Here is an 11,813-nt window from a genome sequence, read left to right as displayed (position 1 = left end):
GGCGCCTATTCGCAGGCAACGCCGTCTTTGTCGCGGTCAAGCTCGGGGCGGTAGCCGGCCTGGCCCGCGTAGAGGGGCGCGGCGCCGGCGGCGCGGGCCGCGGTGCAGTTCGGGTAGTACGCGGACGCGGCAGCCGGTGCGGGGGCCATCTGGACCTGCGCGGGGGCCGGTGCGGGCGCCGGTGCCGCTGCCGCTGCCGGTGCCGCCTGCTGGGCCGGAGCCGGCTCGGGAGCTGCTACGGCCGGCGGGGAAGCCTGGTCCGTCGGGGCAAGAGCGTCCGGACAATCGCCCAGGACCCGGGCCATGGCATCGTGCTCGGCCTGGGTGACCCAGAGCCCGTAGCTGGCCTTAACTGAGATCTGGCGGGCGACGTAATCGCAGCGGTAGGACTTGTTCGGCGGCAGCCAGGTCGCGGCGTCGCCGTCGCTCTTTTTGGTGTTGGTGGGGCCGTCCACGGCCAGGAGGTTCAGGGGATCGTTGGCCAGGGCCAGGCGCTGGGCCGGACTGAGCTGCTGGGCCCCCTTCTGCCAGGCATCGCTGAGGGCGACGACGTGGTCGATCTGTACCGCGGTGCTGGTGCTGTTGCCGCGGACGAAGTTGATGACGGTCGCCGTGTAGGGGTCGTTCAAGACACCGGAGAGGACCACGCAGTCATGTGTCCCGGGCTTCAGGGCGAGGGCTTTGAGGTCCCGCCGCAACATGTCGTTTCGGGTGTCGCAACCGTTGTGGTCGACGTCGGCCCAGGCCTGGCCGAACTGCTCGCGCGAGTAGCCGGTCTTCGGCGCCCGGCCCTTCACGGGCAGGGTCGCCAGCACGGCCAGGGCCTTGCTGGCGAAGGCGGGTTGTTGGTGCGGGGCACTGGCGCCGGCGACGGTGACCGCGACGGTTGTGTCGGGATCCAGCGGTTCTGCGTCGGACGGGGCCGGGGTGGCGGACGGGGACACGCTGGCCGCCGCGGACGCGGTCGCCGGGGTACTCGCCGTCGGGGCCGCGGCCGGAACCGTGCCGGGGCCGGCGCAGGCCGTGGCGGAAACAAGCACTAGTCCGGCGAGGCCGCGTGCGATCCAGTCGACCGCCCCGATCTTCCTGGCGCCGGCGCGCCGTGATGGGCGGTTATCTGTCCGGTCGTTGTCTGCTTGGACGCTGTGCAATTCTTCCCCAATTCATGCTGTTGCCCCTGGCATCCAGGAGCGGTTTAAGACCGGTCCCAGCCTACCGCCGCACACAGCAACGCGGGGTCATGTCGCGCCCATGGTGCTCCCATAGGCGTCAAATCATGCAAAGGAGATTCCGAAGAGGGTCGTCGCCATTGGTTTGGGGGTCGGATCTATCCATAATTGGGAGATCAGGATCTTGAACCCGCATCCGGAAAAAGGGGGATGGAGCACCCCGATGAACGCTGAGCAGGCTTCGGGACAGTCACGTCCGGGTTTGGTGACGCGTGCGCTGGTCCGCGGTCTGGCTTGGGACGTAGGGCTGCCGCTGGCTGCCTATTACGTCCTGCACGTGGCCGGTGCCACGGACTGGGCCGCGCTGTTGGCGGCGACGGGAGCCGCCGCCTGCCGGCTGGTGTGGACCGCGTTCAAGGGACATTCCCTGAACCCGTTTGCGATGCTGATGGTCATCGTCTTCGGACTGGGTCTGGGACTGTCTTTCCTCACCGGTGACCCGCGGTTTCTGCTGCTCAAGGACTCGGCCATCACCGGCGGCATTGGAGTTTCGTTCCTGGTTTTGGCCGCTCTGGGACATCCCCTGACTTTGGACGCGGCCAAGGCCTGGAGTCCGGAGCGCGCCGGGGAAATGGCCCGGGAATTCCACAGCAACCCGGCCATGCACCGCTGGCACCTGAAGATTTCCGCCGTTTGGGGTGCGGGGCTGATTGCTGAAGCCAGCGCGCGGGCCTTCCTGGTCTATCTGATGCCAATTGACGTTATGGTGGGGGTTTCGGCCGCCCTCGCAGTGATCGTTTTCGCCGCCCTCATCGCCTGGACTGTCCGGGACCGGAAACGACGGCAAGCAGCGTGGCCTTCCTGACGCCTCTGTGTCAGCTCATCGGAAGCCCATTGCCTGAGTAGGACCGGGCCATTTTTTGTGTCCTGGGTGGTTTTTCGCGGTGTTCTTTGTCGTGCGGAGCCGGAGGAAAAGCCGACCTCGTCTCGTGGTGAGACGGGGGCCGGTTGTCTCGGCCCATGGCGAAGGGGCCCGGTCGTGCTGTACCGACGCACTGGAGGCTGCGCAGGATCGCCGGTTCCTGAGGTGAGTTGCGCGCCCGTGGTGACCCGGTGCTAGTGTGCAGCCGGTCCGCTGGGTCCAGTCGTCCACGTGGATGCGGGTAAAGGCCGAAGGGTTGAGCTTTTGCCGTGCCCGTTGGGTGGGCGGCCCGGGAGAGGCGCGAGGCGACCCCGCGTTGCTCCGGGGGCCGCACAGAACGTCGGTGTCCCCGCGGGAATCAGCGGAGCCCCGGCCGGCCAGCCGAGAACGCCACCGGCGCCCTGCCCGCGCCGGTGGCGAGGTCGGCCAGGATCCTGCCTACGACGGGCGTGAACTTGAACCCGTGGCCGGAAAAACCTGCCCCGATGACGATCGGGCCAATCCTGTCCAGGATAAAGTCCTCGTCCGCTGTGCTCGTATAGGTGCAACTGATGTCCGTAAGGGAATCGGCGTCCACGCCCGGCAGCCAGTCCCGCGCGTAGCGCTGCAACGCCGCGCGTTGCCTGGGCTCCGGGGCGAACGATCTCCGGTCCGGGTCCGTCACCGGCCCCACCCCGTGCCAGCCGGCCTTGATCCCCTCGCCGGGGGTGTGCACGCCGTAGATGGGCGAGTACCAGTAGGCGAAAGCATCGCCGGACCCCGGGAGGTGGTTGAACCCGGGCCAGACCGCCCCCTCGTCCGTGATCGCGAAGTGCGCCGGCTGCTCCTGCGTCACCGTGAGCCGGGGCAGCCCGGCGACGCCGGCGAGCAGCTTCGAGGTCCAGCCGCCGGCCGTGACCACGGCCTGCCGCGCGGCCAGCATTTCAGTCCGTCCGCCCTCATCGACGGTGAGAGCGACCCCGTCGTCGAGGATCTTCAGGTCCACAACCTTGACATGGTGGCGGACGTCGGCACCGTGGCGGGCGGCAAGGCGCTGCAGGGCCGGCAGCGCGGCGTCGGGGTTCAGTTGGCCGCCGTGGGGCATGTGCAGCACCTGCTGGTCGAAACGGATGCCCCGCCAGCGCTCGGCGGCTTCCTCGGCGGCCAGGAATTCGGCCCGCAGCCCGGCCCCGAGGAGTGCATTCCGGATCGCGTCCAGCCGCGGGTCGGTGCCGTGATTGACAACCCCGGTGCGGGACAACAGCGTCTCGCCGCTGTCCGTTTCAAGCCTGTTCCAGAGCCGCGCGGCCTCGGCGAGCATGGCGACGTAGTCAGGATCCGCGTAGCCGGGGTTGAAATTGCGGGTGGTGCCGTGGGAGGCGCCGTTGCGGTGGCCCGGTCCGAACTGTTCCAGCAGGGTCACTTGACGGCCGCGCCGGGCCAGGGCCCATGCGGTGGCGGAGCCCATGGCCCCGCCACCGATGACGACCGTATCCAGGGCTGTTCTCAATGGGTCCTCCAGGGTGTGGCGGCAGATTTCCAGTGTGCACTTCAGTGCGCGGGCGGGGCGTCAGGCCAGGAGCAGGGCCACACCGATCATGACCGGCACAGCCACCACCGTCGTGGTCAGGACGGTGTCCTTGGCAACGGTGAGGCCGGTCCGGTAGCGGCTGGCCGCGACAAAGACGTTCTGGGCGGTGGGAAGGGACGAGGTCACCACCACGGCGAACAGCCCGTGCCCGTCCATTCCGAGGCCAAAACGGGCAAAAAGATAGGCCAGCAGCGGGTGGACGACGAGCTTGAAGCCGCTGGCCAGCAGCGTGTCGAGCCGGCGTCCGGCGGCGGCCTGCAGCGGGCGGGAGCCATTGAGGCTCATGCCGAACGCGATCAGCATGGCCGGAATCGCGGCGCCGCCGATCAGGTGGATGGGCTGCATGACCAGCTCCGGCACCTGCCAGCCGCTCCCGGCCACTGCCAGGCCCAAGGCCGAGCCCACGATCATCGGATTCCGCAGGATCATGAGCCCGAACCCGGGCAAAGTGGTGCGGTGCGCGCTCGTCGTGGTGTCGAGGGCCATCAGGAACAGGGGTGTGAAAAAGGCCAGCTGGAAGATCAGCAGCGGCGCCACATAGCTGGCGTCGCCCAGGACAAAGACGGCGATGGGGATGCCCAGGTTGGCCGAGTTGGCCAGCGAAGCGCTCATGGAGGACATGAGGGACTCCGGCACGCTCCGTTTGAGCATGACACGGACGACTCCAAAAAACAGCGCCGCCGTCGCGATGGCGCCGACCGCCGTCACGAGGAGCGGCGCCGCGAAGACGTCGTGGAGTTTCGCCTTGCTGAGCGTCTCGAACAACAGGGCCGGGCTGGCGACGAAGAACGTCAGGGCGCTGAGCACGGAGCGGGCGTTCTCACCCAGGATCTTCCGCCGGCCGACAAACATGCCCACGAGGATGATGCACCACACGACGAAGAAGCCCTCGAGAACCCCTAGCACGCGGGCCTCCGCCCAGGCCGGCGGAAGGGACTCCGGACGGCGGCGGTCGGGGCTGCGGGAAGGATCACCGTCCCAGACTAATCAGCTTTATTGACCAAACGGCGTTGTTACGTCCGACGGCGGCCCGGCGTCGGACGGCGGTCGTGCCGCCCCCGGTGGTGGCGGAGGCTGGCTGTTAGTTCAGGGAGGCGTTGTTCAGTGCGTGCGGAGGGCGCATGAGCCCCGGAGTGATCCCGTCCGCGGGGTCGTTGCCGACCTGCACGATCTTGTTGTCCTGGTCCACGTGGACGACCTTGGGGTTGTAGGCCTTCGCCTCGTCCGTGGTCATCTGGGCATACGTGATCAGGATGACGATGTCGTTCTCGTGCATCAGGTGCGCCGCCGCCCCGTTGATGCCGATGACGCCGGAACCGCGCTCACCGGCAATCGTGTACGTTTCCAGCCGGGCGCCATTGGTGACGTCGACAATCGCCACGAGCTCGCCGGGGAGGATGTCGGCGGCCTCGAGCAGATCCAGGTCCACGGTGACGGAACCGACGTAGTGCAGGTCCGCGTGCGTGACCGTGGCGCGGTGGATCTTGGATTTGAATATTGTGCGATTCATAACCCCACCAGTCTAACGCGGGGCCGGGACTCGCGCTGTGGCCCACAGCACACGGGGACTGGCGTCCGCAGGGCCGACGCCGGCGTGTTCGCCGCCGCTGCTCAGGCGGTAACCGCCTGCCTGACTTCCGCCCGACGTCGGGCCGCCGCGTGACGCCGCTGCTCAGGCGGGCAGGGTCCTCGCCGCCGGGGCGATAGAGGCTGCCGTCGCAGCCAGGATCTCCCGGGCCGCGAGGATGGCAGGCCGCTTCGTGCTGGAGCGCCGCACTGAGGTGAAGACTGTCCGGTGCGGATCCCCCGGCAGGTCGAGCAGCTGTGCTGTGGTTCCCCGGCCAGTCCAGACCAGGTCCGGCATCAGGGCGACGGCATTGCCCGACTCGATCAGCCGGATCTGCGCCTGCAGGTCCGCCGTTTCAAAGCGGACGTCGGGCTCGAAGCCGGCGCTCCGGCAGGCCTGTTCGGCCCAGTGCCTCGATGCCGCGCCGCGGGGCTCCATCACCCAGGGCAGGGCGGCCGTGTCCGCCAGCGTGGTGATGGCGGCCCGCTCCGGAGACGCCGGCGGAACGGCGAGCCGGATGGCGTCGGTGGTCAGTGCGATGCGGTCCAGCTCGGCATAGCGGGGAGCGGCATGGCCCGGGTATTGCTCGGCGATCACCAGATCGAAGTCCCGCGCCCACGTCTCATGGAGGGCGGTCTCCGGTTCCCGCTGCGTCATTTCCACCCTGACCTCCGGGTAGCTCAAGGACATCCGGGTCAGGGCGTCCGGCATGAGGGCCAGCGCTGCGGATTGGAAGACGGCGATCCGGACCGTGCCCGTCACTGTGGTCAAGGACGCCGCCAGATCCGCTTCCGCCTGTTCCAGGGTCTCCAGCAGCTGGGCCGTATGGATCACGAGGACTTCGGCCTGGGGCGTGAGCTGCACGCGGCGTCCGGTCTTCCGGAGCAACTCGACCCCCGCCTCCTTCTCCAGCAGGGCGAGCTGCTGCGAGACCGACGAGGGGCTGTACTGGAGTGCTTCTGCGACCTCCGCCAGTGTGCCCCGGATTTTCAGTTCGCGCAGAAGGCGCAAACGCCGGACGTCGAGCATCGTTATTCCTTTGTGAATTCTAATGGTTATTGATTAGGAGAATTCACTTTATCTAATGCAATCAGCCTTGCATACTGTTGTGACTCGGTAACCCCCATCACAGGGTGGATTGATGGGCACCACACCTAAGCAGGAGGCCCTGATGAACGCAAAAGACCCTACCCAGTCGATCATGCGGCGTAAGCCCATTGATGACATCGAAGAAGAAAACAAACACAGCGGATTGTTCAAGAGCCTGGGGCTGTGGCAGCTGACGGCCATCGGCGTCGGCGGCATTATCGGCGTCGGCATCTTCTCGCTGGCTGGCCTCGTGGCCCACGGAAGCGAGAGTTCCCCGGGGGTGGGGCCGGCAGTGCTGTTCTCCTTCCTTATTGCCGGCCTGGCATCGGCGGCAGCGGCGCTGAGCTACGCGGAGTTTGCCGGCATGATCCCGCGCGCCGGTTCGGCGTACACCTACGGGTACGTGGCCCTGGGCGAAGTGATCGGATGGTTCATCGGCTGGGACCTGCTGCTCGAATACATTGCCATCGTTGCGGTGGTGGCCATCGGCATCTCCGGCTACTTCGACGCGTTCCTTTCCGGCATTGGCATCCACATGCCCACCTGGATGACCTCGACGTTTGACGAGGGAAAGGGCGGAATCATCAATGTTCCGGCCATCCTGGTCTGCCTGCTCGTCACCTGGATCCTCAGCCGCGGCACCAAAGCCTTTGGCCGGTTTGAACTGGCTGCGGTAGCCATCAAGGTGGTGCTGATCCTGTTCATCATTGGACTGGGCATGTTCTACATCAAGGCGGACAACTACAACCCGTTCATGCCCAGCGGGTTCGGCCCCGTGCTTGCAGGCTCCGCCACCGTGTTCTTCGCGGTCTTCGGCTACGACGCCATGAGCACCGCGGCGGAAGAAGCCAAGGACGGCAAGAAGCACATGCCGAAGGCCATCGTCATTTCGCTCATCATCGCCATGCTCCTGTACGTCGCCGCGACCCTGGTGCTTACCGGCATGCAGAACTACAAGGACATCGACCCCAAGGCCGGCTTCGCCTCCGCCTTCAACGGCGTGGGGCTGCCGGTCATTGCCACGATCATCTCGGTGTTCGCGGTCCTGTCCATCCTCACGGTGATGCTGACCTTCCTGCTCGGCGTCACCCGTGTGTGGTTCTCCATGAGCCGCGACGGCCTGCTGCCGGGCTGGTTCGCCAAGACCGACCGCCACGGCACCCCTCAGCGGGTGACCTGGATCGCCGGCGTCGCCTCGGCCCTGCTGGCAGGCGTGTTCCCGATCAAGGCCGTGGCCGACCTCACGAACATCGGCATCCTCGCGGCGTTCGTCGTCGTGTGCCTGTCGGTCATCATCTTCCGGTACAAGAAACCGGATGCGCCGCGGACGTTCCGGCTGCCTTTCATGCCGGTGGTTCCCGCGTTCGGCGTGCTGGCCTCGGGCCTGCTCATGCTCCAGCTGCCGTGGGAAACCTGGGTCCGCTTCGTGGTCTGGCTCATCATCGGGCTTGCCATCTACTTCAGTTACGGCCGCAAGCACTCGCTGATGAACCCGGACAGCCCGCGGCATGAGGAAGCCGTGGAGATGCACCGCCACGTCGGCTAACCGCCAACGCTCCCGCAGGTCCGGCGGATTTCCCGGGGACGCTCCCTCAGGTCCGGCGGCTTTCCCGGTGACGCTCCCTCAGGTCCGGCGGCTTTCCCGGTGACGCTCCCTCAGGTACGGTCCAATACCGACAAACCCTCTCTCACCTAAGTGGGAGGGGGTTTGCCGTTTTCGGCCAAAAGTGAGGGAGGGTGGCCTGTTGTCCTGCAGGAGCTGAGGGAGGGTCGCCTGGGGGAGGCGGGTACGTTCGCTTTTTCTAACCAGTATTGCTCAGAAAACATCGCTTTATCTTATGAAAATCCCGTCCCATACTGATTCATAAGAGGTCCACATCTTGAGAAAGCACGAGAACCAGCCATGACCAACATCTCCACGGAGTCCGGCGTGTCCACCGGCAGCGGCGCAGGCAATGAAGCCGCGCACGCCGCCGTTTCCGAAGGCTCCCCGGTCCTTGAAGCCGCGGCCCTCGCCGAGGAAACCACCGCGCTGGTGCGCCACTGGCTCACGGAAGCCTCGAAGGTCCCCGTCGACGCCTCCGCCGAGCAGCTCGCCGGTGTCCTGAAGGACCCCAACGGGCTGGACTTCACGGTTGGGTTCGTCGACGGCGTCGTCCGCCCCGAGGACCTGCAGGTCGCAGCGCGCAACCTGGCTGCCCTGGCCCCCAAGGTTCCGGCGTTCCTGCCCTGGTACATGCGCAGCGCCGTCCGCCTCGGCGGCACCATGGCCCCGGTCCTGCCGCAGGTGGTCATCCCGGTCGCCCGCCGTGTCCTCCGCGAGATGGTCGGCCACCTGATTGTCGACGCCACCGACGCCAAGCTGGGCCCGGCCATCGCGAAGATCCGCAAGGACGGCATCAAGCTTAACGTCAACCTCCTCGGCGAGGCAGTCCTCGGCGAGCACGAGGCCTCCCGCCGGCTCGAGGGCACCCACACCCTGCTCTCCCGCCCGGACGTCGACTACGTCTCCATCAAGGTCTCCTCCACCGTGGCACCGCACTCCGCGTGGGCGTTCGACGAGGCCGTGGAGCACGTCGTCGAGAAGCTCACCCCGCTCTTCGCCCGCGCCGCCTCCTTTGCCGGCGGCGGACAGAGGGCCAAGTTCATCAACCTGGACATGGAGGAATACAAGGACCTGGACATGACCATCGCGGTCTTCACCCGGATCCTGGACAAGCCCGAATTCAAGGACCTCGAGGCCGGCATCGTGCTCCAGGCGTACCTCCCGGATGCGTTGTCCGCCATGATCCGCCTGCAGGACTGGGCCGCGGCCCGCCGCGCCGGGGGCGGCGCCGCGATCAAGGTCCGTGTCGTCAAGGGCGCCAACCTGCCCATGGAGCAGGTCGAAGCCTCGCTGCACGACTGGCCGCTTGCCACCTGGGGCACCAAGCAGGACTCGGACACCAATTACAAGCGCGTCATCAACTACTCGCTGCACCCGGACCGCATCCGCAACATCCGGATTGGCGTCGCCGGCCACAACCTCTTCGACATCGCCTTCGCCTGGCTCCTGGCCAAGCAGCGCGGCGTTGAATCCGGTATCGAATTCGAAATGCTGCTCGGCATGGCCCAGGGCCAGGCTGAAGCCGTCAAAAAAGACGTCGGCTCGCTCCTGCTCTACACACCGGTGGTCCACCCCGCCGAGTTCGACGTCGCGATCGCCTACCTGATCCGCCGCCTCGAAGAGGGCGCCAGCCAGGACAACTTCATGTCCGCCGTCTTCGAGCTCAGCGAAAACGAAATCCTCTTCGAGCGCGAGAAGCAGCGCTTCCTCGCCTCCCTCGCCAAGCTCGACGATGAGGTCCCCGCCCCGAACCGCCGGCAGAACCGCGCACTCCCGGCCGCGCCGATGCCGCACGACAGCTTCGAGAACACCCCGGACACCGATCCGTCGCTGCCGGCGAACCGCGACTGGGGCCGCGCCATCCTGGGCCGCGTGGCGGCCTCCACGCTCGGCAACGCCGCTGTTGAGGCCGCCACCATCAACGACGCCGAAACCCTCAACTCCGTGATCGACAGGGCCGTGGAAGAGGGCAAGGCCTGGGGTGCACTCTCAGGCGCCGAGCGCGCCGCAATCCTGCACCGCGCCGGCGACGTCCTCGAGGCCCGCCGTGCGGACCTCCTCGAGGTCATGGCCAGTGAGACCGGCAAGACGATCGACCAGGGCGACCCCGAGGTCAGCGAGGCCGTTGACTTCGCGCACTACTACGCCGAATCGGCCCGCAAGCTCGACGACGTCGACGGCGCCACGTTCGTCCCGGCCAAGCTCACCGTCGTGACCCCGCCCTGGAACTTCCCGGTCGCCATCCCGGCCGGTTCCACCCTGGCGGCCCTCGCCGCCGGCTCCGCCGTCGTCATCAAGCCCGCCAAGCAGGCCCGCCGCAGCGGTGCCGTCATGATCGAGGCCCTCTGGGAGGCCGGCGTGCCCCGCGACGTCCTCACCATGGTCCAGCTGGGCGAGCGGGAACTGGGCCAGCAGCTGATTTCCCACCCGGCCGTGGACCGCGTCATCCTGACCGGCGGCTACGAGACCGCCGAGCTGTTCCGTTCCTTCCGCAAGGACCTTCCGCTCCTGGCCGAAACCAGCGGCAAGAACGCCATCATCGTTACCCCGAGCGCGGACCTGGACCTCGCGGCCAAGGACGTGGCCTACTCCGCCTTCGGCCACGCGGGCCAGAAGTGCTCCGCCGCGTCGCTCGTGATCCTCGTCGGATCGGTGGCTAAGTCCAAGCGCTTCCACAACCAGCTGGTCGACGCCGTCACCTCGCTGAAGGTCGGCTACCCCGAGGACCCGGCCAGCCAGATGGGCCCGATCATCGAGCCCGCCAACGGCAAGCTCCTCAACGCCCTCACCACCCTTGGCGAAGGGGAAAGCTGGGCCGTGGAGCCGCGGAAGCTGGATGAGACCGGCAAGCTTTGGAGCCCGGGCGTGCGGTCCGGCGTCCGGCGCGGCTCGTACTTCCACCTCACCGAGTTCTTCGGCCCAGTGCTCGGCGTCATGACCGCGGACACCCTGGAAGAGGCCATCTCCATCCAGAACCAGATCGACTACGGCCTCACGGCCGGCCTGCACTCACTGAACACCGACGAGCTCGGGCTCTGGCTCGACACCATCCAGGCCGGAAACCTCTACGTCAACCGCGGCATCACCGGCGCCATTGTCCAGCGCCAGCCCTTCGGTGGCTGGAAGAAGTCGGCCGTTGGTGCGGGCACCAAGGCCGGGGGTCCGAACTACCTCGTCGGACTCGGCGAATGGACCACCAAAGCCAGCACCGCCGCCGGCACGCCGGACTCTGCGCCGGCACACTCCGGCATGCGCCGGATCGAGGACGCTGCCAAGGGCTTCCTGACCGCCGACGAACTGGCGCCTCTGCAGCGGGCACTGGCCTCCGACGCGCTCGCCTGGGCCAACGAATTCGGCACCGCCAAGGACGTCTCCGGACTGAGCGCCGAGCGCAACATCTTCCGCTACCGGGCCCTGCCCGTCACAGTGCGCCTTTCCGCGGGCGCTCCGCTCGCCGACCTCGTCCGGACCATCGCGGCCGGCGTCCTCGCAGGCTCGGCCTTGACTGTCTCCAGCGCCGTTGAGCTGCCCGCCCAGCTGCGCGCCGTGCTGTCCGGCCTCGGCATCGTCTCCACCGTGGAGGACGACGCCGACTGGCTCGCCTCCGCCGGCAGGCTCGCCGACGCCGGCAAACTCTCCGGCGCCCGCATCCGGCTCATCGGCGGAGACGCGAAGGCCCTTGCCGAGACCACCGGTGGACGGCCGGATCTCGCGGTCTACTTCCACCCGGTCACGGAAGCAGGTCGCGTTGAACTGCTGCCATTCCTGCATGAGCAGGCCATCAGCATCACGGCCCACCGCTTCGGCACGCCGAACCACATCTCGGACAGCCTCATCTAGGTCCCTTCCAGGCGCTGCCCCTTCCAGGCGCTGCCGGCAACGGATATCGC

General features: G+C 67.3%; 8 protein-coding genes. 3 read left to right on the top strand and 5 right to left on the bottom strand.

Features of this window, described 5'->3' with window-relative positions; genetic code table 11:
* Positions 1-5: 5 nt before the first annotated feature.
* The gene (locus AC1DES_RS08000) at positions 6-1,151 is read right to left on the bottom strand and encodes a GmrSD restriction endonuclease domain-containing protein (RefSeq protein ID WP_476895165.1); all 1,146 of its coding nucleotides are present in this window, start codon (positions 1,149-1,151) and stop codon (positions 6-8) included.
* Between the two features lie 241 nt (positions 1,152-1,392).
* Between AC1DES_RS08000 and AC1DES_RS07995 the strand changes: the two genes are divergently transcribed.
* Positions 1,393-2,034 carry a VC0807 family protein gene (locus tag AC1DES_RS07995; protein WP_476895164.1) on the top strand — a complete coding sequence of 214 codons (642 nt, stop codon included), beginning with the start codon at positions 1,393-1,395 and terminating at the stop codon, positions 2,032-2,034.
* Between the two features lie 415 nt (positions 2,035-2,449).
* Here the strand turns inward: AC1DES_RS07995 and AC1DES_RS07990 are convergent, their stop codons facing one another.
* The 4 genes from AC1DES_RS07990 to AC1DES_RS07975 form a co-directional block, all read right to left on the bottom strand.
* Positions 2,450-3,580 (bottom strand): FAD-dependent oxidoreductase, encoded by a 1,131-nt coding sequence (locus tag AC1DES_RS07990; RefSeq protein WP_476895163.1) that lies wholly within the window; start codon positions 3,578-3,580, stop codon positions 2,450-2,452.
* 60 nt (positions 3,581-3,640) lie between these two features.
* Positions 3,641-4,567: an AEC family transporter gene (locus AC1DES_RS07985; protein WP_476895162.1), complete on the bottom strand. Its 927-nt coding sequence runs from the start codon at positions 4,565-4,567 to the stop codon at positions 3,641-3,643.
* Between the two features lie 175 nt (positions 4,568-4,742).
* Positions 4,743-5,171, bottom strand: a complete 429-nt coding sequence (panD, locus tag AC1DES_RS07980) for an aspartate 1-decarboxylase (protein WP_476895161.1) — start codon at positions 5,169-5,171, stop codon at positions 4,743-4,745.
* A 162-nt stretch (positions 5,172-5,333) separates the two neighbouring features.
* A complete protein-coding gene (locus tag AC1DES_RS07975; RefSeq protein WP_476895160.1) occupies positions 5,334-6,257 on the bottom strand; it encodes a LysR family transcriptional regulator in 924 nt (307 codons plus the stop codon).
* 142 nt (positions 6,258-6,399) lie between these two features.
* Here AC1DES_RS07975 and AC1DES_RS07970 point away from each other — a divergent pair, with 142 nt between their 5' ends.
* Positions 6,400-7,863: an amino acid permease gene (locus AC1DES_RS07970; protein ID WP_476895185.1), complete on the top strand. Its 1,464-nt coding sequence runs from the start codon at positions 6,400-6,402 to the stop codon at positions 7,861-7,863.
* A 357-nt stretch (positions 7,864-8,220) separates the two neighbouring features.
* Positions 8,221-11,763: a bifunctional proline dehydrogenase/L-glutamate gamma-semialdehyde dehydrogenase gene (locus AC1DES_RS07965; protein ID WP_476895159.1), complete on the top strand. Its 3,543-nt coding sequence runs from the start codon at positions 8,221-8,223 to the stop codon at positions 11,761-11,763.
* The last annotated feature ends 50 nt before the right edge of the window (positions 11,764-11,813 follow it).

The organism is Arthrobacter sp. 05T442 (genome assembly GCF_056395945.1).
This window is presented reverse-complemented; position numbering and strand designations above follow the sequence as displayed.